This is a genomic window from Acinetobacter pittii ATCC 19004 = CIP 70.29 (assembly GCF_000369045.1).
GTDB lineage: Bacteria > Pseudomonadota > Gammaproteobacteria > Pseudomonadales > Moraxellaceae > Acinetobacter > Acinetobacter pittii.
Genome location: NZ_KB849786.1, coordinates 717,285 through 740,489, shown reverse-complemented (window position 1 = coordinate 740,489; position 23,205 = coordinate 717,285). Strand labels below are relative to the sequence as shown.

Below are 23,205 nucleotides of genomic sequence, written 5' to 3'. Positions count from 1 at the left end.
GCAACCTCGCAGACAAGCTAGGAATTAATAAAAAGGATTCTTTGTCGAATGGTCGGATCGGTTTTCTAAATCTTCCGATTCGTCCATTGGTTTTGAAGGAGTGCCTGATGCACTACCTCCAGATGTTATTTGATGAAATGCCTCACTTGCAGCATCTTTAGACAACTCGGTAGCTAAAGGCGCATAAGGCAATAAAAACTGTATAAATTTGGACTGTTTCCAGTGCGGTGAACTTTCAACCCAAGGTCCTACACCCTGCATTGTAATTAGTACAACCAACAAGCCCTTTAAAGAACCAAAAGCACCACCTGCTAAACGATTTAATGGCCCCAGTTTCAGACTTTTCAAGAGGCCATTTAAAAATGCAGAGACGATCCATGTTAAAACAATGATCAAAAGTGCTATAAATGCAAAAGCTGCAATTTTCTGAACAACTGGATCATGACTTAAACCCGACATAGATGGAGCAAGAAGGACAGCATATTTTGCACCCATAATTAATGCAATGACCCATCCTACCAAGTTCGCAAAGGCTTTAATAAATCCTTGTCGCAAACCGTTTAGCCCCCCAATGAGCAAAAGTATCAGAATAATGATATCAATTGTGTTCATATTCACTTAAGACATAGCTGCAACACATTGTTTCACTAAAATAGGACCTGTATAAATTAGCCCACTATAGATCTGTACTAATGTTGCTCCAGCTTGCTGTTTGACTGCTGCTTGTTCACCCGACAAAATTCCACCCACGCCAATTAACGGGATTTGTCCTTTTAATGTTTGGGCAAACAAACGTAAGCATTCTGTACTTTTTTCAAAAACAGGTGCGCCTGATAAACCGCCCGACTCATTACCATAAGGAAGATTTTCTACACCTTCTCTTGATAAGGTCGTATTAGTAACGATCAAGCCATCAATTTTAAACTGCACTAACTGCGCTGCAATAAATTCAACATCTTCCGCTGTTAAATCAGGTGCAACTTTCAGAACCAAAGGAACATAGTGATTATTTTGTTCAGCTAGCTCAAGTTGTCTTTCTTTTAAGGTTTGCAATAGTTCAGTTAATGCATCGCCACTTTGTAAACTTCTTAAGTTCTTAGTATTTGGAGATGAAATATTAACGGTAATATAAGAAGCGTAGTTATACACTTTCTCAAGGCAAATCAGGTAGTCATCAACAGCTTTTTCTACAGGAGTATCAGCATTCTTACCAATATTAATGCCTAAAATTCCTTTAAACTTTGAAGCTTTGACATTTTCAATCAGCTTATCAACACCATCATTATTAAACCCCATACGGTTAATAATGGCTTGAGCTTCAGGAATACGGAATAAGCGCGGCTGCGGATTACCCAATTGAGGACGAGGTGTAATGGTTCCAATTTCAATAAAACCAAACCCTAACCCAGCTAAAGCATCAATGTGTGCACCATTTTTATCAAGACCGGCTGCCAAACCTACTGGATTTGGAAATTCAATTCCCATACAAGTCGTCGGTTTCGCTTCTACGCTCTGACGGAGTAAGCCGAACTTATGTGCTTTATCAAGCATAGATAATGTTAATTCATGGGCACGCTCTGGTGCTAAACTAAACAACATCGGGCGAGCAAGTGAATATAACATACCAATCACAATCTACTGATTTTAGGTAGGCATATTATAGGCACAGGGAGCACAAAACACCATGCTTAAGACCAGCATATTTTAATATGTTATTGAACCGTCGCTGTTAATTTAATCTGACCTTCACTTGAAACCATTTCCATTTTTTCAATACTTAAGCCCATTTGTGCCAGTTGGGTTAAAAAGTTAGCTAAAATTGCGTAATTCTGATGAGTAACAATAATTTGTAACTGCTCGCCATTTTGCTGAGAAGTAACCGTTAAACCTTGCTGTTGAGCTACACGTTGTATTTTTTCTGCCTGCCCCAGCTCAAGCTCACTCGCAGGTTTCATAGTGACTGCATTACTTTGCATCCACACCATCAAATCTTTTAAATCATTTAAGCGCTGTTGTTGCTGTTCTGCTAAGGAATGCATTTTCCAAAGTGAAGCCCCAATAATAGCCACTACAACAAAAATTGTAGTAAAGACCACCATAATACGTTCACGGACAGTCAAACGGTCTAAATATTGATTAACTTGTTCGATCCACTGATCAAAGCGGTTTTGCAATTGAGCTAACATTTTCATTATTGTATTTTCACCACCCCAATTGCCCCACCACCATCGGCTTGAACATTACCTAACTCCGCCTTAAATCCTTGCTGATTAAGCTGCTGTGTTAAAGCTTGCAAATCATCTGCCGATTTTGCTTTCAAGGCCATAGTTAGTGTAGAAGCATCATAATTTAACTGCTGAGCTAAAATTTGTCTTTGCATTAAAATAGGTCCAACACGGCTCAACAGAGAGAGTGCTTGTGTGTCACCCTGTTTACTCATTCTTAAATGACTTTCAAATTGGCTTTTTATATTTTGTTCATTTACACGACTAGAAGGACCAAACCAATATTTGTACTGTTCAATTGTCTGCTCAGCTGTTTGATTGGCTACATTTCTTAATTTCACCCAACGCAACAAATCATAGCTAAACTGAACCACAATTATTGCTAAAACAATAACCGCACATGTTTTCCAGTACCCAGAAACCGTCTGCTCTTGCCCTTTGGCTTTTGGTAAAACATTAAAAGGATGCTGTTTAGGTTTATCTAAGCCTTGAAACTGATAAAAAAATTCTGAACGTTGCTCAACACTAGAAGCTGCTTCTAGGCTTTCTAATTGTTCTACCGTTAACCCACTATATTGATAGTTTGTTTCAACTGGCTGGAATTCCAAAAACAATCCCAAATCATCTAGTGAATTACCCACCCATTTACTTTCGCGCACCAGTAATTTTTGGTCAATATTACACAGGATAACTTGGTGCTCTTGCGGTTCCGGCAAAATCAAAAAGTCTGGCAACAAAGCAACCAGCTTGATTGGTAACAAATTCATCGCATGTTGCCATGTTTCCACAGTAGTTTTTGCAACACCCAATATTGTTAATTGATCAGCATGAAAATGATGAACTACTTTCATGTGATCAATAGGCAAAGTTACAAACTCTTCAAGCAAATATTTAACACCATCTGCCCCAAGTTGCTTGTAATGAGACTTTGCTATGTGTTGCTGGAATACCTGAGCATGACGACTAGGAAAAAAGACGACTGCCTCTTTTCCTTGGTGCAATTGTAGGTCTTGTATTAATTGATCAAGGCTTTCAGCCTGCAACCAGTTTTCTCCGTTAGACCAATGCCATATTCCATTGGTTTCAGGCATCCATAAATACAGCATAATGGGCTAAATAACCTTTTTAATTATATTGTGGGTATAAAACTATTTTTTTGTGTTGATAAACCAGTTGCAATCACAGCCTGATCATAAATTCGAGCTTCAGCCAATGCAAATGGATTAAAGTTTTCATGGGTCAGCAGTTCAGCAATATGCCCTACTACATTCATATGACACACGACCACAATTGACTCATAAGGAATCTGAGACAACCACTCGACTGCCTCTTTGGCGTTATCATCTGGTTTAATTTTATCGCATAACAACACAGGCACATCTTTAAAATACGCTTGAATATGTGCCAATGTCTCTTGAGCACGTAACAAAGGACTAACTACAAAAATATCAGGCTTAACAATATCTTTTAAAAATGTTGCTGTCTGTTCTGCTTGAGCATGTCCACGAGCAGTAAGAGGACGTTTAGTGTCGTTACCATTTATAGGTGGAGCGGCTTCCCCATGGCGAACCAATGTTAGTTGCATAAATTTTCCTTGTTAATAATTCTTGCATTATAACCACAATTTATGACATTTCTTCTTCAGACTTCGTGATGAGGTAAAACAAATTCAACATCACTACGGTGTCCGTTTTTCATAAGAGATAATGCAATATTTAAAGGAGGCGCCCCTTCGAAAATAACTTCATACAAAGCGTTAGTAATAGGCATATAAACATCTAATTCTTCTGCTTTACCACGCACCTGAACAATTGTATTGATGCCTTCTGCTGTCTGCCCCAACTCTTTACTCGCCTGATCCAGCGTTTTACCCGAACCTAAAGCATAACCAATCTGATAATTACGGCTTAAAGGGCTATTACAAGTCGCGAATAAATCACCAACACCTGACAATCCCAAGAATGTAAGCGGATTTGCACCTTGTTTTACTGCAAAACGGCTCATCTCAGCCAAAGCACGCGTTAAAATCATACTCTTGGTGTTTTCACCAATTTTGTAAGCGGCACCAATTCCCATTGCAACCGCATAAATATTTTTAAGCGCTCCACCTAATTCCACACCGTGTACATCATCACTACCAAAAACACGGAATAAAGCACTATGTAAGGCATGTTGCACAGCATAACGAACTAATTCGGAGTCACTGGCAATCACGGTGCCAGACGGCATACCCGCCATAATTTCTTTTGCAAGGTTTGGACCTGATAGCACACCATAAGGAACTTCAGGTAATTCTTCACGAATAATATCGCTCATGAAGCTGAAAGTTTTAGCTTCAACACCTTTGGTTAAAGACACAACCGCTTGTGCAGTAATATAAGGAGCGATTTGTTTTAAGACATCGCGGAATGAGTGACTTGGAATTGCGACTAAAATAATATCTCGGTCACATACAGCTTGTTCAAGATCAGACACAGCGCGTAATGATGACTCTAAAATAAAATCTGGCAAATAACGTTTATTAATGTGGGTTTTATTAATTTCCTCAGCTGTTTCGGCGTCACGAATCCAGATCATGGTATCGCAACCATTACGTGCAGCTAAATTTGCCATAGCCGTTCCAAAGCTTCCTCCCCCTAGAACGGTAATACGTAAAGCGGTTTTTTTATCAACCGCAACAGGTTCCACCAAATCTGTAAACTTAAATTCAGCCATCTTTTATTATCCTATTTCTTACTTCTACAGACGTTTAAGCCTGCCAAACTTTTACGAATTCTTTACTTTCAATATCTGCACGCGGTGCAATTACTTTAGCTGCTGTGCCGACGTAAATAATACCTGAAATTAAATCACGAGGTTGCAGACCTAAATGCTGCTTTAACCAATTTGATTCGACAACTGCACCACTACGCCACATGGTCGAAAAACCTTGAGCTTGTAGAGATAATAAAAGATTTTGTACCGCAGCACCCGTACTTAAGATTTGTTCGAAATGGGGTACTTTCGGATGATCTTGTAGTTGTGTAAGCGCTAAAATGAGTAATGGTGCGCGAAAAGGATGTTGTTTAACACGTTCGAGTTGAGCGGGATCAGTTTCACCTAAATCTGCTAGAGCTTTTGCTAAAACTTCACCAAAAGCACCACGTTGTTCGCCTGAAACAACCACAAAACGCGTTGGCTTAAGTCTATGGTGATCTGGAGCAGTCAAAGCTGCTTGGAAAGCTAACTCTAATTGCTCTGTACTTGGAGCTGGCTCAACTAATTGGCCAATAGACTGACGCTGATGAATATTTTGGTGAATTATTTGTATTGCTGATTCCGTCATTAATATTGATCTAACTCAAAAATTCAAAATAGATTAGCATAATCTACCGTTAATCCACCATTGAATCTAGCTTATAAAATTAGCGAACTCTCACTTTGACATTTTTTAATACAAAACATCAAAACTCATACAACGTCTTCAAAATCAACTAGAAAACTTATGTTCAAATAGCTATGTCTTTTAGCGATTAACTTTAGGTGCATTATGAAAAAAATAATTTTAGCGAGCGCAATGAGCGGTGTTGTTTTATTACTTGGTGCTTGTGCAACTACTCCTAAAAATACTTTAGCAGTTCAAAAAGAAAATAATCAGTTTGAAGTTACAGGTATTGGCAAAACCAATTTAATTGCGAAAAATAATGCGATTACTGCAGCTCAAAAAACTTGCTCAAAAAACACTACACCAGTCGTTGTAGATGAAAAAACAACATATAACGGTGTATTAAAAGATGTTGTAAGTGAAAAAACCGGTCAAATGGTTGAAGCAGCAGCAGGTGTTATTGGTACATTAACTGGTAAAAATGCATCTTTAGCAAAAGATGATGACTACCAAACAACGCTTACTTTCTATTGTAAAATTAATTAATAAAAAAAATCCCAATCATTTGATTGGGATTTTTTTATTAGCAATAACCATCTAATCTGGTCAGTGGTAATTTTTTACCAATTGCTTTTTCAATTTCGGGCAAATAAAAGGCATCATCTTCAGATAAGAAACTAATACTTACCCCTTGTGAGCCAGCACGACCTGTTCGACCAATACGGTGTACATAATCATCAGACTGCTCAGGTAACGTAAAGTTGATGACATGCGACACGCCATCCACATGAATACCACGACCAGCAACATCCGTCGCAATCATAATATTATGTTTACCTTGCTTAAATTGCTCTAACATTTTTAAACGTTTATCTTGAGCAATCTCACCTGAAAGCATACCGACTCTATATCCATCTTTCTTTAAATGATCATAAAGACGGCGGACTTGGTCACGTCGATTAGCAAAAATCATGACCTTATCGATTGGCTCTTCACGCAAGATATCTTGTAGTAAACGATATTTGTCTTGTTTAGCTACAACATAAACACGTTGTTCTACATCGTTATTGGTCTTTTGTTCAGGCTCAATTTCAACAGTTACAGGTTCAAATAACCATTGTCTTGCCAAATTCAAGACGTCATAACTAAACGTCGCTGAGAACATGAGTGTTTGACGTTGTTCCTTGCGTGGTGAATAACGAACAATACGTTTTACGGAAGGAATAAAGCCCATGTCTAATAAACGGTCAGCTTCATCAATAACTAAAAATTCAATTTGATCGAGCCAGACTTCTTTTTGTTCTACAAAATCGATTAAACGCCCAGGTGTGGCTACCATGATATCGACAAAATTAGCATCAAGTTGCTTCTTCTGCTTATCGAAATCAACACCACCCAATAGGGTCACTAAATGTAAATTAGAGAATTTTGTGAGAAATTTCGCATCACTTTCAATTTGCAATGCCAACTCACGAGTAGGCGCCAAGATTAAAGCACGAGGCTCGCCACGGAAGCGTTGCTCTTGAATCGGATTATTGAGTAAATCATTAATTACACTAATCAGAAAGGCAGCTGTCTTACCTGTTCCTGTTTGTGCTCGCCCAATTGCATCATGCCCGGCTAATGTATATTTTAAAACCTTTTGCTGAATTGGGGTCATTTGAGTAAACCCTAAAGCATCAATCGCCTTTTTAAGTTGCGGATGTAAATTCAAGGTTTCAAAACCAGATGTCATAAATACGCGCTCTAACAAACAATCTCTCGAATGAGAAGATCATTATAAACAAAAACGCCCCAATTCAAAAATTGGAGCGTCCATCATTCATCAAAAAGATGAATTAGTCTTAGTCTAAAGGCTGAACGTTTTCAGCTTGAAAACCTTTTTGACCTTGTACAACGCTAAACTCCACGCGTTGACCATCACGTAGAGAACGGTGACCGTCACCTACGATTGCACGGAAGTGAACGAATACATCGTCGCCGCCGTTACGTTGAATAAAACCAAAGCCTTTAGTGTCATTAAACCACTTTACTACGCCTTGTTCACGAGCTGTCATAAGTCAATCCTCAGATGTTGAAAAAAGGACCTTCCGGTGTTGCAAACAGCAGAGCAAACAAGGTTTTAAAATATTTATAATCTTAAAGCTTGTAATCATTCTGTAAAACTATCAACAATTTCCGGTTACATCCATTTGTTATAGGGTTATTAAATCAATTTGATTGTGTGGTAAATCCTAAAACGGTTCGAGCTTAACACGGGTTTATGACAATTAATAGAATTTTTTTCAAATATTTCCCCTATTTTTAGTTCTTTTTTTAAACAGCTTATTACAATATTTTTTATAGAAATTCCTGCATCTTCTTTCATAAAATATGCTGTATTTATTAAAAATTTGTTAGAATATTTTTTTTAGTTGTTTTGATGATGAATGAGCAATACTTCTTCTAATACAGCACCCATTGAAATTAATGCCCTTGGGCAACCCTGCCCAATGCCATTGTTAATGCTAAAACGTGAACTTAAAAAAGCGTCAGGCAAACAACAATTTTTATTAAAATCTTCAGATCCTCATAGTGAAATTGATGTAACTCGTTACTGTGGTTTACATCATTTTACGTGTCAAACTACACACATATCAGAAAGAGAATTTCACTATTTAATTGAAACTCAATAATTCTTTGCTAAACTAAAAGATTAGAAATTGCATAAAATTTTACATTTCTCTACCCAATTTTCCTTAATTATGAAGCTGATTCAAATTAAGATGAATTTATTGGTTATTCCATTCGATCCTATAAGGAGAACTCATGAGTGACAGCAGCAATCAATTGATGCCCCTGTCATTGTCTGCGCCCGGTGTAAACCTTGGTGCATATATCAGTACTGTCAATCAGATTCCTATTTTAACGGCCGAGCAAGAAAAAGAACTTGCTGAACGTTATTATTATGACCAAGATCTTGATGCCGCAAAAATGCTGGTAATGTCGCATTTACGTTTTGTCGTTCATATTGCGCGCAGCTATGCAGGTTATGGCCTACCACAAGGCGACCTTATTCAAGAAGGTAATTTAGGCTTAATGAAAGCCGTGAAACGTTTCGACCCAAATATGGGCGTGCGTCTAGTATCTTTTGCCGTCCACTGGATTAAGGCAGAAATTCATGAATACGTTATTCGCAACTGGCGTATCGTCAAAATTGCAACGACAAAAGCTCAGCGTAAATTATTTTTCAATTTACGTAGTTTAAAAAAATCGAGTAAAAAATTAACGCTCGAAGAAGCTCAATCGATTGCTAATGACTTAAATGTAACTCCAGAACAAGTTCTGGAAATGGAAGGTCGTTTAACTGCTTATGATGCTGCTTTTGAAGCACAAGGCGATGATGACGACGATACCCCACATACTGCCCCTGCGTTGTATCTTGAAGATAACCGCTACGACCCTGCCCGTTTAGTCGAGAACGAAGACTGGGAAGAGCAAAGTACTTCAGCCTTGCATGATGCGATGGACCAGTTAGATGACCGTTCGCGTAATATTTTACAACGCCGCTGGTTAGATGATGACAAATCTACTCTTCACGAGTTAGCAGCTGAATATAATGTTTCAGCAGAACGTATTCGTCAGCTTGAAAAAAATGCGATGGAAAAGATTAAAACTGCCATGTCAGCAAGTTAAAATAAATGAAAAAAATAAAAGGGCGAATCGCCCTTTTGTTTTATCTGGCTATGTTTAGCCAACCTAATCTATGTTAACGTTGCCTTTCATTATTCATTTGCGTTTTTTGTTATGTGGATCGCCATTTCAGCCCTTAATCTTGCTTTTGCAGTCATGTTGGGTGCTTTTGGAGCACATGGTCTTAAAGCTCACGCGGGTCCTGAGCAACTTGCTTGGTGGCAGACTGCAACCGACTACTTTTTTTATCACGCGCTTGGCCTATTAGCTCTTGGTATTTTAAGTAAGGTTCTTCCTCATTTCCCAATCAAGTTATCTTTCTTGCTTATCCAGATTGGTATTCTATTTTTTTGTGGTTCGCTTTATATCATGGCGTTAGGTTTACCACGAATATTAGGCGCAATTACGCCAATTGGTGGAGCCTTAATGATTGCGGGGTGGCTAGTCTTGGCTTGGAATGCTTTCAAATACGCAAAATAATCGGAATGTGATCATGCAAATTTATTTAAATGGCGAATTAACGGACACGCCTAGCCAAAACCTGTTGCAACTCATTCAGGAGTTGGCACTTGAAGGAAAACGTTTTGCTGTTGAGCACAATCAGCAAATCGTTTCTAAAAGCAAATTAGAGCAAATTTCTATTGCTCAACATGACCGTATCGAAATTATTCACGCTGTTGGCGGCGGCTAAGTCGGAGTTATCCATGCAAGACACCCCTCTCATTATTGGTTCACGTTCTTTTCAATCTCGTTTATTGGTCGGAACTGGCAAATATAAAGACTTAAATGAAACGGATTTAGCTATTCAAGCCAGTGGTGCAGAAATCGTAACTGTCGCAATCCGCCGTGTGAATATTGGACAAAATCCAGATCAACCGAATTTACTTTCGGTCATCCCACCAGAGAAATATACAATTTTACCAAATACCGCAGGTTGTTTTGATGCTGATAGCGCAGTACGTACCTGCATGTTAGCGCGTGAGTTACTCGATGGTCATAACCTAGTAAAACTTGAAGTTTTGGGCGATGAAAAAACCTTATATCCAAATGTAACCGAGACCTTAAAAGCCGCTCGTACTTTGATTGATGATGGTTTTGAAATTATGGTCTATACCTCTGATGATCCAATTATTGCTCAAGAACTTGAAAGTATGGGCTGTGTTGCGATTATGCCTTTAGGCAGTCTAATTGGTTCAGGTTTAGGTATTTTAAATCCACATACCATTTCAATTATTAAAGAAAATGCGAAAGTACCAGTTTTAGTCGATGCAGGCGTTGGTACAGCAAGTGATGCTGCTATTGCAATGGAACTCGGTTGTGATGGTGTATTGATGAATACTGCTATTGCAGCTGCGCAAAACCCTATTTTGATGGCTTCAGCGATGAAAAAAGCTGTTGAAGCTGGACGTGAAGCATTTTTAGCTGGTCGTATGCCACGTAAACGTATGGCAAATGCAAGCTCACCTGAAACAGGTTATTTCTTTAAATAATTTATTTCTAAGGAATCACTGCTTTTTCAGTGGTTCCTCTCTCCTACCATATAACCATTTTACCTTTTAAAAATATATCGCTTTATTCTAATGGTAGATCTAAATTCTTATACCTAACTTAGGCTATTCCAATATTTGTCTTAAATTATCCTTGGCGTTTAACTCAAAATTCTTTTGGAAATATACAGTTTGATAAAGTGGCTCAGACTGATAAAAATGCATTAAAACTTCTTTTCGCTTAATCGCATATACTTCAGGATCAACCCAAGAATACTCCTGCTGAATTTGCTGTTCATACTGGATAAAACGTTCAGGTGTTGCTGCCAAAATAGCTAAATCAATATCCAACAAAAATTGCAAATCTATTTCATCGGTTAATGCATGCTTTTGAGTCGCAAGAATCCAACGCTTTATTTTCTTTAGGGTATCAAACGATAAATCTTGCGCCATCAATTGTTCAAATAACTCAGCACTTTTAAGCTCATTATCTGGTGCTTGAGGATCATAGATAACATCATGAAACCAGAGAGCCAATGCAACAGCATACGGATCATTTAATTCGTATTGGACCGCCTCCATTAAACTCAAACATTCATATAAATGTTGGACGGTATGGTAGGCTCGCTGTTTTTCACTATAAGCCGCAATAAGTTCATCATAGATTTTCTGCGGTTCAGAAAAATTATAATACTGATGCAGCTCAAACCAAACATGCTTTAGTTTTGATAAATAAAGCTGCATCGTCATCTATTAACCACGCTTAAGATTATTGCTCATCACGTTTAAATACTAACTCTTTTGCCGATGAGTTATCAGCATCAAAGTAATAACCCTCGGTATTAAACGCTTTGATGTCTTCAGCTTTATTTAATTGGTTTTCAACAATAAAACGAGCCATTAAACCACGTGCTTTTTTCGCATAGAAACTAATGACTTTATATTTGCCATTTTTCTGGTCAAGAAAAACAGGCTTCACAATTTCAGCCTTAATTTTCTTTTCATTGACAGACTTGTAATATTCATCTGAAGCTAGATTTACCAGCAATTCAGATTTAATTGCGGCCAAGTCTTCATTAATTTGGTTAGTGATGATATCACCCCAGAATTCATACAAATTATGACCTCTAGTATTTTTTAATTTAGTACCCATCTCTAAACGATAAGGCATCATTAAATCTAAAGGACGCAATAAACCATATAGACCAGAGAGCATACGCAAGTGCTGCTGTGCAAAGTCAATATCTTTATCTTTTAAAAGGTACGCATCTAAACCGGTATACACATCCCCTTTAAATGCATAAATTGCTTGGCGAGCATTTGAGAAATTAAATTCGGGATTCCAGTCTCTAAATCGATCTGCATTTAGTGTGGCAATTTTTTCACTTACACTCATTAAACTCGCAATTTCCGAAGCAGAAAGTTTGCGGCAAACATCAATTAATTGTGCTGAGTTTTCTAACAAGCGAGGCTGAGTAAACTCATCTGTAGGTAACGCTGTTTCATAATCTAAAGTTTTTGCAGGAGAAATTAAAGCAAGCATAGACAACCTGAAAAAATTATTCTTAATACCAACTATAACAGTAGATATTTTTTAATGCTAACTCGTGTTTTCAATGACGACTATCGGTAAAATAGCACTACGTATTGTTATTTAGCGGTTCTTATATGTCTGAGCAAACTTTCATCCAGGGTCCAGTAGGTAAAATTGAACTTTTCGTTGACCGCCCTGAAGGTGAAATCAAAGGCTTTGCGGTTGTTTGCCATCCGCACCCATTGCAAGGTGGAACCCCTCAGCATAAAGTCCCTGCCCTTTTAACCCAAATTTTTAATGAATATGGTTGTATTGTTTACCGTCCTAGTTTCCGTGGTTTAGGCGGCAGTGAAGGCATTCATGATGAAGGCCATGGTGAAACTGAAGATATCTTAGCTGTAATTGAGCACGTTCGTAAGCTTCATGAAGGCCTACCCTTTTATGCAGGCGGTTTTAGCTTTGGCTCATATGTTTTAGCAAAATGCTTTGCACAGCTTGAACCTGAATTACGACCTGTACAGTTAATTTTATGTGGTTTACCAACAGCTACTGTAGTAGGTTTACGCCACTATAAAACTCCTGAAATTCAAGGTGATATTCTACTCATTCATGGTGAGCAAGATGATATTACTTTACTTTCAGATGCAATTGAGTGGGCAAAACCACAAAAACATCCAATCACAATTTTACCGGGTGCTAACCACTTCTTTACAGGCTATTTAAAGCAGCTTCGCCAAATCATTACACGTTTTATTATCATGAAATAAACGGTAACTTGATGGGCATAACTTGAGAGTATGCCCATCATTTTATAAGCCGTGTCATTATTGAAAATTATTCCAACTTAACCCAAAACGGGCTAAATATTTTTTCACTCGGTCACTATCATTTGTTGTATTACGTTGTTGTCGAGATACTGAAAAGAGTTGTCTTCCCGCCTCTGCCATGGATTTTGAATTTTCGCAGATTTTGAGCACACCTCGTAATTGAATCTGATCAAATTCATCTATTTGTTCTAGCTGCTCAGGACTTAAATAGTTCAACAAAATATCTGTATTTTTATCATTGTAAGATTCATCCTGAATAAGCCAAAGCTGCTTTAGACGTTGAATTTCTTTTTCTACAGCTTCACGGCGAATTAACTCACCTTGCGATAAAGTTGCCAAACGAGTTACGCTCGCTGCTAAATCTCTAAAATTTCCTTGCCATGATGCATCTACTGATTTAGCAAACTTTAAATATGTTTCTAAAGCATCACGTTGAAAACGTAATTGTCTTTGATGAATTGCAGCAAAACGCTGTAGCTCAAAATCAATATTGGGTGCAATATCTTCTACACGGTCTTTTAAATTTGGTAAGAAGAACGTCCACGTATTCAAACGAGCCCATAAATCTTCACGAAAACGACCAGCTTGAACCTCATTGCGTAAATCACGGTTAGTACCTGCGATTAGCTGAAAATCGGCCTGAATTTCCTTATCACTTCCAACAGGAAAAAAACTTTTGTCTTCTAGCGCTTTTAGCAGCATAGCTTGTTCATCAAGTCCTAATTCACCAATTTCATCTAAAAATAAAATGCCTTGGTCAGCACTTTTTAATAAACCAGCACGAGAAGCTGCTGCTCCTGTAAATGCACCTTTTATATGACCAAATAAAGTTGACATGGCACTATCACCACGCAAGGTTGCACAGTTAACATCAATAAAACGACCGCTTAATTGAAATTTATCTTTCTTTAACTGAAAAATTTGTTTTGCTAAATGAGACTTACCAACCCCTGTTGCCCCCATAATCAAAATAGGTGCACTAGAGCGGGTTGCAACTAATTCAACTTCCTCAATAAGCTGATTAAACGCTTTATTATGAGTAGAAATATTTGCTTTAAGTTGTTGCCAATTTTGTTTTTGTTCATCATCGAAGCGCTGTTTTAAAACATCGTATCGAGACAGGTCCAGATCAATAATTCTATATTCACCTTTTGGGGTCTTTGGTTGATTAGGTGAGCTTTGGATAAGCTGAGCAGGTAAATAATGTGCATCTACCAATAAATACCAACAAATTTGGGCAACATGTGTTCCCGTTGTGATATGCAATAAATAGTTATTTTTTTCGACATCAAACGGATAGGTTTTTACAAAATCATAAAGTGCCCCATAAACTTCAGCAAAATCCCAAGGATCTTTTATACTGACCTTATGTCCAGAAACCTGTGTTTGTGGAGAAATCTCTTTAGCATCTGCTGCTATAGATTTAACTAAATTATGATGTTGTCGATCATGTAAAAGTACCAATTCATCTACAAGCAAATCTTCATGCATTAACAGGCTAATCGTAGGACGCCAACGTTGCCATCGATCCGGCCTTCTCCCCTGATCAAGCGTAGAACCGACAAAGCCAATAACGACTGTTTTCTTTGCATCCGCCATAATTTCTATAAAATTTTATAAGTGTCTATAATATACAATACGCATTTGACCAAAAAATTCCAAGAATATGCTTCATTTTACTTTTTTAGGCACATCTTCAGGTGTACCAACCCTAACACGTAATGTTTCAGGATTAGCAGTTCGCAACAGCAAAAATAAGGACTGGATTTTAATTGATGCTGGCGAAGGTACACAGCACCGCATTCAACAAGCTAAACTTTCACTACAAAATCTAGTTGCCATTTGTATTACACATGTTCACGGCGATCATTGTTATGGTCTAGTTGGTTTATTGGCAAGTGCAGGCATGAATGCCCGTAGCAAGCCCTTAATCGTGATTGCACCGAAAGAAATTCAGCAATGGTTTGAAATCACTGCCCAGCTTACAGACTTACATTTGCCCTATTCCCTTCAATTTATTGATGTAAATGAAGCAACACAGCCACAACAGATCACTGACGAATTCATTGTTCAAGCACACCCTCTAAGCCATCGTGTTCCAAGTTTTGCTTTTAGCATTTATATCAAATCTATTCAGAAGAAGTTAGATACCCAAGCTCTAACTCAGCTTGGCGTACCTCAAGGCGATATGTGGGGCCATTTAAAACGAGGCTACAATGTTGAATTTGAGGGGCAAACTTTAAAAGCTCAAGACTTTATCAAAGTTCAAAATCAACAAGTTCATGCAATTATAGGTGGTGATAATGACCAACCTGAACTATTAGCTGACGCTTGCAAAGATGCTCAACTCCTTATTCACGAATCGACTTACTTGCAAACGGTTTTAGATAAAGTCGGCAAAGGTCCAATGCATAGCTCAGCAAAAATGGTGGCTGAATTTGCAGAACAGCAATCTTTAAGTAATTTAATTCTGACGCATTTTAGCCCTAGACATCAGGATAAAGCTGGGCAGCAAGCTATTACTGAAGAAGTTCGCCAGTTTTATAAAGGTCATTTTTATTTAGCAAATGATTTTGATGAATTTACTTTAAATGAAGCTGGACAGCTTCTAAAAGTCGATAAAAACGGGAAGCCCAATTAAACACATATATCCAAAAAGATATTTAAATATATTTTTAGATATATTTTTAATATTAAAAACCGCCAATAAAATTTATCCGACAGAAGATAAAATTATTTTTATTTATTATTTTCAATAATTTATACTTAAATTAAATGCTTTTTTAAAAAGTTGGCACACTCAGTGCAATAGTACAAAGCACACAACATCATTGGGATCTTGTGAATAACACCTGCCTGCAAACGCTTGGCAGGCAGGCTTTGAAAGGAAAAGAAAATGTCTGTCATTGAAGAAATTAACCAACAAGCTCAGTTTGAACAAAAGCAGCAACAACGTTCTTATGAAGTTCTGCAAAATGAAAAAAGTATGCCAGTCAAAATGTGGACTAAAGGCGTGCTTGTTGATGACAACTCAAAACAACAATTATTACAAACAGCTCAAATGCCTTTTATTTATAAGTGGATGGCTGTCATGCCAGATGTACACTTCGGTTTAGGAGCAACTATTGGTAGCGTAATTCCAACTAAAGGGGCAATTATTCCTGCAGCTGTGGGTGTAGATATTGGTTGTGGAATGATGGCAACCCGTACAAGCTTAACTGCTTCAGATTTACCAGATAACTTATATGCTCTACGTACTGAACTAGAACGATTAATTCCACATGGAATGACTAAGCGCGGACGTGATCGTGGTTCATGGGAAACTCCACCAGAAATGGTAGATCAAGCTTGGGCTGATCTAGTTGCAGATTTTGAATACATTTGTGCAAAACATCCACGTTTAAAAAACACCAACAACCGCAAACATTTGGGAACTTTAGGTACGGGAAACCACTTTGTCGAAATCTGTTTAGATGAGCATGATCATGTTTGGATTATGTTGCACTCAGGTTCTCGTGGTGTAGGAAATGCTATCGGTAATCATTTTATCGAACTTGCCCGTAAAGACATGGAGAAGCATTTCATTAATTTGCCAAATAAAGATTTAGCATACCTAGTAGAAGGAACTGAACACTTTGATGATTACTGGTTTGCTGTAGGTTGGGCTCAACGCTTTGCAATGAAGAACCGAGAAATCATGATGCAATCTGCGATTAAAGCCTTGGCGACTATTGTACCAAAGCCTTTTCAGGCACGTTTGGAAGCAGTGAACTGTCACCATAACTATGTGGAAAAGGAAGAACACTACGGTGAAGAAGTGATGGTCACTCGTAAAGGTGCAGTTCGTGCGCGTTTAGGTGAATATGGAATTATTCCAGGCTCAATGGGAGCGAAGTCGTTTATTGTCCGTGGGCTTGGAAATCAGGAATCTTTCTGTTCATGTTCGCATGGTGCAGGCCGTGTTATGAGCCGTACTGAAGCAAAACGACGTTTTACTGTTGAAGATCAGATTGCACAAACTGAAGGTGTGGAATGCCGTAAAGATGCTGCTGTTATTGATGAAATTCCATCGGCATATAAACCAATTGAAGATGTAATGAAAGCACAAAGCGATTTGGTTGAAGTAGTGTATACCTTACGACAAGTGGTGTGTGTTAAAGGGTGATCTAATGAACCAAATTGAAACTGGAATTGTGCAATTTGAATGGGCAATAAAACTCTATTTATATGAAAATGCATTTGTACCAGCTATTACTTTAGCTGGTGCTGCGGAAGGTATTTTTGGTGAAATTAAAAGTGGCTATATATTTCATCAAGTCAGTGAAAATATTGAGATAAACAACAACTTACAAGTAAAACTAGTTTCTAAAGAAATTAATAAAGTCAGAAATTGGTTAAAGCATGGGAGTTGTCATCAATCATTTACCGAGCTAAGTGAGCAAGAGTTTACAGAGGCTGCAATCAGTCGAATCATTATTGCTGCAACAGCCTTAATTCATTTAAAACCTGATTACATGAGTAATTTGTTTATTAAATTTATGCAGCATACTCAAACCCATTATTCAGATTTCCTACCCGATGATAATTTTGACTGGAATAAAATAGAGATAGAAGAATGAAACTCGCAGAAGCACTTTTACTTCGAAGCGATCAACAAAAAAAGCTTGCTTCGTTAAAACAACGAATTAATGCCAATGTATTGGTACAAGAAGGTGATGAACCTAGTGAAGATCCAAATGAGCTCATCAAACAAGTATTCGCTTTAACTCAGGAAAGCAATCAATTGATTTGTCGTATTCACTTGACCAATGCACAAGCAAAACTGGAAGATGGCAAAGTATTGTTGTCCCTATTAAGCTTGCGTGATAGTTATGCTGAACAGCATAAGATTTTAATAGATGCGATTGCCAATACACATCGAGAACCTGATCGTTATAGCTCACGTGAAATTAAGTGGAAGAAAGTCATTCCTGTTTCTAGCTTACAAAAGCAGGCGGATGATATCAGTGCAAAACTCCGTGACTTAAACGTTAAAATTCAGGCCGCTAATTGGCAAATTGATCTAATCGATTAAACAATAGATTTTGTGAAATCATTTTCACAATCAAAGTTTGGACATACTGGGCGAGTACAAGATCCTGCATTACTCCGATCTGAGGGATTGAAAATAATTCAGGCGGCTATGGCAGCATGTGAGTCGTGCATCGATATTCACTTATCAGACTCAGCACTATGCACCTAGTAAACCTTTGTCAAAAGCAAAGCCACACGTTACTTCGCATTACCATGTACTGACAGTATGTTCATTAAATTAGAAAATAAGGAAAACAGAAGTGAATAAAGCTTTGGCAAATATGCCCAAAACCATCCAAATTGATGGTTCACAAGGTGAAGGTGGTGGACAGATTTTAAGAACCGCCCTTGCCCTCTCAATGATTACAGGTCAGCCCTTTGAATTAATTAATATACGTGCAGGACGTAAAAAACCAGGTTTAATGCGCCAGCATTTGGTCTGTGTACAGGCATCTCAACAAATTAGCCAAGCTTATGTGGAAGGTGCTGAATTACATAGCCAACGTTTATATTTCGCACCTCAGCATGTTCAAAGTGGTAAATATCAATTTCAAATCGGTTCTGCGGGTAGTACAACCCTAGTTTTACAAACGCTTCTACCTGTTTTGTTATTACAAAATGAAGCTAGCGAACTCACCATTTCAGGCGGTACACATAACCCACTTGCACCAACAGCAGATTTTATTGAACACTGCTTTTTACCTGCTCTAGCTCAAATTGGAATTAACGTAGATTTTAAATTAAGTAAAGCCGGCTTCTTTCCAATTGGTGCAGGTGAAATTCAGGTTACCGTTCAACCATGGCAACATCGAAACAAGCTAAATTTATTAGATCGCGGTGCTTTACAAAGTAATGAGGCCTTTGCAGCTGTATTAAATCTTTCAGAAGAAGCACAGATAGCACAACGTGAATTAACCACATTAAGTAAAAAACTAAACTTAAGCTCTCAGCAGCAATTTCATTTAAATGGAATTAGCCAAGGCAATACAGTCTATGTGAAAGTTGCTCATCAATATCACACTCAACTGTTTACAGCTTTAGGTGAGATGCGCAAAAGTGCAGAGCAAATAGCTGAACATTTAGCAAAAGATGTAAATCTATATTTATCTTCGCAGGCTGTTGTAGATGAGTATTTGGCAGATCAATTGCTTCTGCCTTTAGCTTTAGGTCAAGGTGGTGAATTCACCGCACAATGTATTAGCGAACATACTCGTACTCAAGCAGCCATGATTGAAAAATTTATTGATTGTGAAATCGAATTTGTCGAGTTAAATCCACATCATTTTCATGTAAAAGTTAAAGTTTAAGAAGCTCACAATTGAGCTTCTTATTTGTAAAAACTACTCTACAGATGCTAAAGCTGTTACCAACAGCTTCCAGCATTTCTCTACAGTATCAACTTTGACTCGTTCACCCGGTGCATGCGCACCTTGAATATCCGGTCCAAAAGAAACCATTTGTAAATGTGGATAATGCTCGGCAATAATCCCACACTCTAAGCCTGCATGAATTACTTTTAGATTTGGCTCAATATTAAATGCATTTTGATAGGCCTGCTGTAAGCACTTTAGAGCAGCCGAATCTGGATTTGGTGTCCAACCCGACACTAACGGCGTAAGTGTAGAGCCGATATTAAATTGACTGAAATGTTTTTGAATTTTTTCTGCAAAATCTTGAGCCTCTTGATTCACCATTGAGCGAACCATTAAAACAGCTTTTCCACCTTCTCTATTTAGTCTCACCACTCCAATATTATTTGAAGTCTCAACTACATCTGATAGAACCTGACTCATACTTGCAACGCCATAAGGACTTGTTGCTAAAGCTTGCAACCATTCATTTTGCTGTTGTTGAGCAATCACTTCGGTCACTTCAGCACTATTAGGCTGAATAGTTAATTGCAGATTGTCATCAATACCTTGTAGCTGTTCTTTCGATATCGTTTGATATTCAGCGAGTAATTTTTCTAATTCAGGCAATTGGTTAGATGAAATGGCAATGGTTGCTACAGCTTCGCGAGGTAAAGCATTACGAGCTGTACCACCTATAAACTCAACAAGTCGTCCACCAAGCTTCGCTAAATGCTGATTTAAAAAACGGGCCAGAATAACGTTGGCATTACCACGTCCTAAATGGATATCTACGCCAGAGTGGCCACCTTTAAGACCAGCCACCTGAATATTAACAATATTCAAATTTTCAGGAATTGGTTCATAATTAAGCGGTTGCTCAACTTCAACATCAATACTACCAGCACATCCGAGATACAACTCACCCCACTCTTCTGTATCAATATTAAATAACCACTTCCCTTTTAGTACACCTGCCTGTAAAAGTCGCGCACCACTCATCCCTGCTTCTTCATCAACTGTTAAAAGAACTTCAATTGGCCCATGAGCAATATCATTTGAGTCTAAAACTGCCAAAGCTAATGCTACCCCAATGCCATTATCAGCACCTAAAGTAGTATCTTTAGCAATTAACCAGCCATCTTCGAGGACTGGCTGGATCGGGTCTTTAAAGAAGTCGTGTACTGTGCCAGTATTGGCTTGAGTAACCATATCTAAATGGCCTTGCAGAATAACACCAGACACATGTTCTTTACCCAGAGTCGCATTCTTACGAATAATCAAATTCCCCACTTCATCTACGTAAGTTTCTAAATTTCGACTTTCGGCCCAGTTTCTTAAAAACTCACGAAGTTGCTGTTCATGCTTCGATGGGCGAGGAATAGTGCAAAGTGTTTGAAAATGCTGCCAAACCACTTGAGGAGATAAGTTCGAAAAATCAAATGGCACCATATATTTATACTCTCACAAATATTCTTAATAAACGTAGGTTTATTGAAAGATAAGAATTTATCAGCGCAGTTTTAGCTTTTTATTAAAATCGACGCTGATAAATTAAAAAATGACTTTAAATGTAGAATATATTAGGTATAAAAATCAAAGCTAAATTTCGCGAACCAAACGGAATCCCCACATAATTGAACGAGCTTGTGAAGTTACATACGCATTACGATAAGCAGTTCGCACGTTATAAGTGTTATATATCCATGCCCCTCCACGTAAAACTGGGAAATTACACTGTCCATTATTTTCTTCACCCCAGCGACGATTCACACTAGGAGCATTTTCATAATTTGAATGCCAGCAGTCATCCACCCATTCTCGTGCGTTGGCACTCATATCATATAAACCAAAATTGTTTGGTAAAAACTTCCCGACTGGTGATGTAAATGCATAACCATCCGTGCATTTAAATAGACTCCAACCACTGGTTTGGGGTAATGCTGCCGCTGTAGATGGATCTAATACATTTGCGTATTTACAAGCTTGGTCAAGATTAAGGTCATCTCCCCAATAATACGCTGTTGTCGTTCCGGCACGCGCCGCATATTCCCACTCAACTTCTGTTGGTAAACGGTAGGTCTGACCTGTTTTTTTAGATAACCATTTCGCAAATTCTCTTCCATCTTCACGACGTACACATACAACAGGATCCTGAGGTGTTTGATTCATACCAGAATTATTCGGATTTAAATCATCTCGATACCACATATTGAAGACACCATTGCGTGTTTCCCAATTACGACACCCCTCGACTTCCCATCCAGTTTCCTTTTGGAAAGCCTGGAACTCAGCAATTGTTGTTTCATAAGTTGACATTGCAAATGGTTTTTCGACTTGTACTAAGTGCTGAGGTAATTCGTATGGTCGAGATTGAGCTGGTACATTTTGTTGTTCTTGCTCATTTATATTTCCGCCCATTAAAAAGCTGCCAGCTGGAATAACCGTCATTTCTGGACAAAAACTATCTGAACAATCTTTGAATTTAGACTTTGCTAGTGTTGATTGATTAATATTGGTGTTGGTTAATGAGGCTAATTTAATTTCAGGATTCATATTTGGCGGGTTATTGATTTGATGAATTAATAAATTAATTGTTCCTTGCCATTCACTTAACATTTCTCTTAGCATGGCAGGTCGTTCAATACTTACGCCTGTTCCATCATAGTCTGGAGCATTACACCTCGCTCTTAATACAGTTGACTCATCGGTAAGCTGAGCTAGTTTCGGGATAATTTGATTATCAAGAAAAACTCCCAAATTATTTGAACTAGCGATATTAGCTCTTAGTTCTGCCGCTGATTTTTGAGCAATTGCTGCCTCACTGATAACTTTAGAATAGACACTATCACACTGATTTTCTTGCCATACTAGATTTTGCTTAAGACTCTCTAAGGAAGTAATTGTTCCTTCTAACAACTTCTGGTTCGTTGAATTTATGGTTGTATCTTTATCATCACTATTACACGCTGATAATAAGGAGATAATCAATATACCAAAGCCTTTTAAATAATTACTGGAAATTATGTTCATGTTAATTCTCTGTAAAATAATATAAATAAGAAGAGGAAATTGAGTTGTTCTTTGTTAAAAAGTATTTTTAAATTAATAGAAAATTAGTTCAAAATTCAAACAATATTATTTTTTCGTTTGTTAATTTTTATTAAATAATGTCGCTACAAAAATAAATAACTCTTATCAATATTAATAAATCAAAAGAGTGAACAAATATGTTCACTCTTACTTAATAAAATATAATTAATTGATTAAGACTTCCAAACAAATTGAGAAAAGCTATGATCAGCTTTCAAACTATTTTCAACGGCCTGCGCAAGCTGACGAATAATGCTTTGTGTTTCGATTTTCTCAAACCAATCTTGTTCTTCATCAGGATTGGCAGAGATTTCACACATCAAATGCCCTTCATGGTCTGTTTTCTGGCAAGTAATAGACAAAGGTAAAAGATGATTATCAATACTCACTTCTACCTTTTCATGCTCATGCACAATATGCTGTGCATCAAAGCCATAATGCCCCAATTGTTTAAACAGTAAAGCCGCTACATATTCTTGAGTGATATGGCATTCATTTGGCGGATGATCAAGCACCCCATGCTGTGGGCAACTGGCAATAAATTGTAATTTTTTCATCCTTTGTCCTAACACTTTTATCAT

At 37.8% G+C, this 23,205-nt stretch carries 27 protein-coding genes; 12 read left to right on the top strand and 15 right to left on the bottom strand.

Annotated features, from left to right (window positions below; translation table 11 throughout):
• Nucleotides 1–24 precede the first annotated feature (24 nt).
• The 7 genes from F928_RS07630 to F928_RS07600 form a co-directional block, all read right to left on the bottom strand.
• Nucleotides 25–612, bottom strand: a complete 588-nt coding sequence (locus F928_RS07630) for a CvpA family protein (RefSeq protein ID WP_002115251.1) — start codon at nucleotides 610–612, stop codon at nucleotides 25–27.
• A 6-nt stretch (nucleotides 613–618) separates the two neighbouring features.
• The gene (gene pyrD / locus F928_RS07625) at nucleotides 619–1,623 is read right to left on the bottom strand and encodes a quinone-dependent dihydroorotate dehydrogenase (protein ID WP_005073508.1); all 1,005 of its coding nucleotides are present in this window, start codon (nucleotides 1,621–1,623) and stop codon (nucleotides 619–621) included.
• An 89-nt stretch (nucleotides 1,624–1,712) separates the two neighbouring features.
• Nucleotides 1,713–2,192, bottom strand: a complete 480-nt coding sequence (gene gspM / locus F928_RS07620; protein ID WP_005073507.1) for a type II secretion system protein GspM — start codon at nucleotides 2,190–2,192, stop codon at nucleotides 1,713–1,715.
• Nucleotides 2,192–3,331, bottom strand: coding sequence for a type II secretion system protein GspL (gene gspL, locus F928_RS07615; protein WP_005073506.1), 1,140 nt, complete (start codon nucleotides 3,329–3,331; stop codon nucleotides 2,192–2,194). Before gspL ends, gspM begins: the two co-directional genes overlap by 1 nt.
• 23 nt (nucleotides 3,332–3,354) lie before the next feature.
• Nucleotides 3,355–3,810, bottom strand: a complete 456-nt coding sequence (locus F928_RS07610; RefSeq protein WP_005073505.1) for a SixA phosphatase family protein — start codon at nucleotides 3,808–3,810, stop codon at nucleotides 3,355–3,357.
• 56 nt (nucleotides 3,811–3,866) lie between these two features.
• Nucleotides 3,867–4,940 (bottom strand): NAD(P)H-dependent glycerol-3-phosphate dehydrogenase, encoded by a 1,074-nt coding sequence (gpsA, locus tag F928_RS07605; RefSeq protein WP_002115297.1) that lies wholly within the window; start codon nucleotides 4,938–4,940, stop codon nucleotides 3,867–3,869.
• Nucleotides 4,941–4,974: 34 nt separating this feature from the next.
• Nucleotides 4,975–5,550 (bottom strand): nitroreductase family protein, encoded by a 576-nt coding sequence (locus F928_RS07600; RefSeq protein ID WP_005073504.1) that lies wholly within the window; start codon nucleotides 5,548–5,550, stop codon nucleotides 4,975–4,977.
• 204 nt (nucleotides 5,551–5,754) lie between these two features.
• Here F928_RS07600 and F928_RS07595 point away from each other — a divergent pair, with 204 nt between their 5' ends.
• Nucleotides 5,755–6,135, top strand: coding sequence for a putative periplasmic lipoprotein (locus F928_RS07595; protein ID WP_005073503.1), 381 nt, complete (start codon nucleotides 5,755–5,757; stop codon nucleotides 6,133–6,135).
• Nucleotides 6,136–6,172: 37 nt separating this feature from the next.
• On the opposite strand, the gene rhlB is transcribed toward F928_RS07595, so the two are convergent.
• Together rhlB and cspG are read right to left on the bottom strand one after the other, a co-directional pair.
• On the bottom strand, nucleotides 6,173–7,324 hold the full coding sequence (rhlB, locus tag F928_RS07590; protein WP_002115257.1) for an ATP-dependent RNA helicase RhlB: 1,152 nt from the start codon (nucleotides 7,322–7,324) through the stop codon (nucleotides 6,173–6,175).
• 109 nt (nucleotides 7,325–7,433) lie between these two features.
• Nucleotides 7,434–7,646: a cold-shock protein gene (gene cspG / locus F928_RS07585; RefSeq protein WP_000126912.1), complete on the bottom strand. Its 213-nt coding sequence runs from the start codon at nucleotides 7,644–7,646 to the stop codon at nucleotides 7,434–7,436.
• Nucleotides 7,647–8,018: 372 nt separating this feature from the next.
• Between cspG and F928_RS07580 the strand changes: the two genes are divergently transcribed.
• From F928_RS07580 to thiG, 5 genes are all read left to right on the top strand, one after another.
• Nucleotides 8,019–8,264 carry a sulfurtransferase TusA family protein gene (locus tag F928_RS07580; RefSeq protein ID WP_005068314.1) on the top strand — a complete coding sequence of 82 codons (246 nt, stop codon included), beginning with the start codon at nucleotides 8,019–8,021 and terminating at the stop codon, nucleotides 8,262–8,264.
• Nucleotides 8,265–8,397: 133 nt separating this feature from the next.
• On the top strand, nucleotides 8,398–9,264 hold the full coding sequence (rpoH, locus tag F928_RS07575) for an RNA polymerase sigma factor RpoH (RefSeq protein ID WP_002115267.1): 867 nt from the start codon (nucleotides 8,398–8,400) through the stop codon (nucleotides 9,262–9,264).
• Nucleotides 9,265–9,375: 111 nt separating this feature from the next.
• Nucleotides 9,376–9,741 (top strand): DUF423 domain-containing protein, encoded by a 366-nt coding sequence (locus tag F928_RS07570; protein ID WP_002115263.1) that lies wholly within the window; start codon nucleotides 9,376–9,378, stop codon nucleotides 9,739–9,741.
• Nucleotides 9,742–9,754: 13 nt separating this feature from the next.
• Nucleotides 9,755–9,952: a sulfur carrier protein ThiS gene (gene thiS, locus F928_RS07565; protein WP_002115323.1), complete on the top strand. Its 198-nt coding sequence runs from the start codon at nucleotides 9,755–9,757 to the stop codon at nucleotides 9,950–9,952.
• 13 nt (nucleotides 9,953–9,965) lie between these two features.
• A complete protein-coding gene (gene thiG, locus F928_RS07560; RefSeq protein WP_001154366.1) occupies nucleotides 9,966–10,751 on the top strand; it encodes a thiazole synthase in 786 nt (261 codons plus the stop codon).
• 123 nt (nucleotides 10,752–10,874) lie between these two features.
• On the opposite strand, the gene F928_RS07555 is transcribed toward thiG, so the two are convergent.
• Both F928_RS07555 and yaaA read right to left on the bottom strand, forming a co-directional pair.
• Nucleotides 10,875–11,498 carry an HD domain-containing protein gene (locus tag F928_RS07555; RefSeq protein ID WP_005073502.1) on the bottom strand — a complete coding sequence of 208 codons (624 nt, stop codon included), beginning with the start codon at nucleotides 11,496–11,498 and terminating at the stop codon, nucleotides 10,875–10,877.
• 19 nt (nucleotides 11,499–11,517) lie between these two features.
• Nucleotides 11,518–12,291 carry a peroxide stress protein YaaA gene (gene yaaA, locus F928_RS07550; RefSeq protein ID WP_005073501.1) on the bottom strand — a complete coding sequence of 258 codons (774 nt, stop codon included), beginning with the start codon at nucleotides 12,289–12,291 and terminating at the stop codon, nucleotides 11,518–11,520.
• Nucleotides 12,292–12,416: 125 nt separating this feature from the next.
• Between yaaA and F928_RS07545 the strand changes: the two genes are divergently transcribed.
• Nucleotides 12,417–13,049 (top strand): alpha/beta hydrolase, encoded by a 633-nt coding sequence (locus F928_RS07545; protein WP_005073500.1) that lies wholly within the window; start codon nucleotides 12,417–12,419, stop codon nucleotides 13,047–13,049.
• 57 nt (nucleotides 13,050–13,106) lie between these two features.
• Here F928_RS07545 and rtcR read toward each other — a convergent pair whose 3' ends face one another.
• On the bottom strand, nucleotides 13,107–14,708 hold the full coding sequence (gene rtcR, locus F928_RS07540; RefSeq protein ID WP_005073499.1) for an RNA repair transcriptional activator RtcR: 1,602 nt from the start codon (nucleotides 14,706–14,708) through the stop codon (nucleotides 13,107–13,109).
• A gap of 67 nt (nucleotides 14,709–14,775) precedes the next feature.
• Between rtcR and rnz the strand changes: the two genes are divergently transcribed.
• The 5 genes from rnz to rtcA all read left to right on the top strand — a co-directional run bounded on the left by rnz (nucleotide 14,776) and on the right by rtcA (nucleotide 19,489).
• The gene (gene rnz / locus F928_RS07535) at nucleotides 14,776–15,750 is read left to right on the top strand and encodes a ribonuclease Z (protein WP_005073498.1); all 975 of its coding nucleotides are present in this window, start codon (nucleotides 14,776–14,778) and stop codon (nucleotides 15,748–15,750) included.
• Nucleotides 15,751–16,005: 255 nt separating this feature from the next.
• Entirely contained in the window at nucleotides 16,006–17,274 is a 1,269-nt protein-coding gene (locus F928_RS07530) for an RtcB family protein (protein ID WP_005073497.1), read from the top strand.
• A 4-nt stretch (nucleotides 17,275–17,278) separates the two neighbouring features.
• On the top strand, nucleotides 17,279–17,728 hold the full coding sequence (locus tag F928_RS07525) for a hypothetical protein (protein WP_005073496.1): 450 nt from the start codon (nucleotides 17,279–17,281) through the stop codon (nucleotides 17,726–17,728).
• Nucleotides 17,725–18,183, top strand: a complete 459-nt coding sequence (locus F928_RS07520) for a DIP1984 family protein (RefSeq protein WP_005073494.1) — start codon at nucleotides 17,725–17,727, stop codon at nucleotides 18,181–18,183. Before F928_RS07525 ends, F928_RS07520 begins: the two co-directional genes overlap by 4 nt.
• Nucleotides 18,184–18,442: 259 nt before the next feature.
• Nucleotides 18,443–19,489, top strand: a complete 1,047-nt coding sequence (gene rtcA / locus F928_RS07515) for an RNA 3'-terminal phosphate cyclase (protein WP_005073491.1) — start codon at nucleotides 18,443–18,445, stop codon at nucleotides 19,487–19,489.
• Between the two features lie 33 nt (nucleotides 19,490–19,522).
• Here the strand turns inward: rtcA and pepD are convergent, their stop codons facing one another.
• From pepD to F928_RS07500, 3 genes are all read right to left on the bottom strand, one after another.
• Nucleotides 19,523–20,983 carry an aminoacyl-histidine dipeptidase gene (gene pepD, locus F928_RS07510; protein WP_002115300.1) on the bottom strand — a complete coding sequence of 487 codons (1,461 nt, stop codon included), beginning with the start codon at nucleotides 20,981–20,983 and terminating at the stop codon, nucleotides 19,523–19,525.
• Between the two features lie 150 nt (nucleotides 20,984–21,133).
• The gene (locus F928_RS07505; RefSeq protein ID WP_005073488.1) at nucleotides 21,134–22,564 is read right to left on the bottom strand and encodes a formylglycine-generating enzyme family protein; all 1,431 of its coding nucleotides are present in this window, start codon (nucleotides 22,562–22,564) and stop codon (nucleotides 21,134–21,136) included.
• Nucleotides 22,565–22,797: 233 nt separating this feature from the next.
• Entirely contained in the window at nucleotides 22,798–23,181 is a 384-nt protein-coding gene (locus F928_RS07500) for a hypothetical protein (RefSeq protein WP_002118252.1), read from the bottom strand.
• Nucleotides 23,182–23,205 lie beyond the last annotated feature (24 nt).

Coding starts and splice junctions, on each gene's coding strand:
- F928_RS07525 (WP_005073496.1), top strand. CDS start 17,279: ATGAACCAAATTGAAACTGGAATTGTGCAATTTGAATGGGCAATAAAA.
- rhlB (WP_002115257.1), bottom strand. CDS start 7,324: ATGACATCTGGTTTTGAAACCTTGAATTTACATCCGCAACTTAAAAAG.
- F928_RS07570 (WP_002115263.1), top strand. CDS start 9,376: ATGTGGATCGCCATTTCAGCCCTTAATCTTGCTTTTGCAGTCATGTTG.
- F928_RS07600 (WP_005073504.1), bottom strand. CDS start 5,550: ATGACGGAATCAGCAATACAAATAATTCACCAAAATATTCATCAGCGT.
- gpsA (WP_002115297.1), bottom strand. CDS start 4,940: ATGGCTGAATTTAAGTTTACAGATTTGGTGGAACCTGTTGCGGTTGAT.
- F928_RS07555 (WP_005073502.1), bottom strand. CDS start 11,498: ATGACGATGCAGCTTTATTTATCAAAACTAAAGCATGTTTGGTTTGAG.
- thiG (WP_001154366.1), top strand. CDS start 9,966: ATGCAAGACACCCCTCTCATTATTGGTTCACGTTCTTTTCAATCTCGT.
- rpoH (WP_002115267.1), top strand. CDS start 8,398: ATGAGTGACAGCAGCAATCAATTGATGCCCCTGTCATTGTCTGCGCCC.
- yaaA (WP_005073501.1), bottom strand. CDS start 12,291: ATGCTTGCTTTAATTTCTCCTGCAAAAACTTTAGATTATGAAACAGCG.
- F928_RS07505 (WP_005073488.1), bottom strand. CDS start 22,564: ATGAACATAATTTCCAGTAATTATTTAAAAGGCTTTGGTATATTGATT.
- rtcR (WP_005073499.1), bottom strand. CDS start 14,708: ATGGCGGATGCAAAGAAAACAGTCGTTATTGGCTTTGTCGGTTCTACG.
- gspL (WP_005073506.1), bottom strand. CDS start 3,331: ATGCTGTATTTATGGATGCCTGAAACCAATGGAATATGGCATTGGTCT.
- F928_RS07545 (WP_005073500.1), top strand. CDS start 12,417: ATGTCTGAGCAAACTTTCATCCAGGGTCCAGTAGGTAAAATTGAACTT.
- pepD (WP_002115300.1), bottom strand. CDS start 20,983: ATGGTGCCATTTGATTTTTCGAACTTATCTCCTCAAGTGGTTTGGCAG.
- rnz (WP_005073498.1), top strand. CDS start 14,776: ATGCTTCATTTTACTTTTTTAGGCACATCTTCAGGTGTACCAACCCTA.
- F928_RS07580 (WP_005068314.1), top strand. CDS start 8,019: ATGAGCAATACTTCTTCTAATACAGCACCCATTGAAATTAATGCCCTT.
- F928_RS07630 (WP_002115251.1), bottom strand. CDS start 612: ATGAACACAATTGATATCATTATTCTGATACTTTTGCTCATTGGGGGG.
- F928_RS07500 (WP_002118252.1), bottom strand. CDS start 23,181: ATGAAAAAATTACAATTTATTGCCAGTTGCCCACAGCATGGGGTGCTT.
- F928_RS07595 (WP_005073503.1), top strand. CDS start 5,755: ATGAAAAAAATAATTTTAGCGAGCGCAATGAGCGGTGTTGTTTTATTA.
- cspG (WP_000126912.1), bottom strand. CDS start 7,646: ATGACAGCTCGTGAACAAGGCGTAGTAAAGTGGTTTAATGACACTAAA.
- thiS (WP_002115323.1), top strand. CDS start 9,755: ATGCAAATTTATTTAAATGGCGAATTAACGGACACGCCTAGCCAAAAC.
- F928_RS07610 (WP_005073505.1), bottom strand. CDS start 3,810: ATGCAACTAACATTGGTTCGCCATGGGGAAGCCGCTCCACCTATAAAT.
- F928_RS07530 (WP_005073497.1), top strand. CDS start 16,006: ATGTCTGTCATTGAAGAAATTAACCAACAAGCTCAGTTTGAACAAAAG.
- pyrD (WP_005073508.1), bottom strand. CDS start 1,623: ATGTTATATTCACTTGCTCGCCCGATGTTGTTTAGTTTAGCACCAGAG.
- F928_RS07520 (WP_005073494.1), top strand. CDS start 17,725: ATGAAACTCGCAGAAGCACTTTTACTTCGAAGCGATCAACAAAAAAAG.
- gspM (WP_005073507.1), bottom strand. CDS start 2,192: ATGAAAATGTTAGCTCAATTGCAAAACCGCTTTGATCAGTGGATCGAA.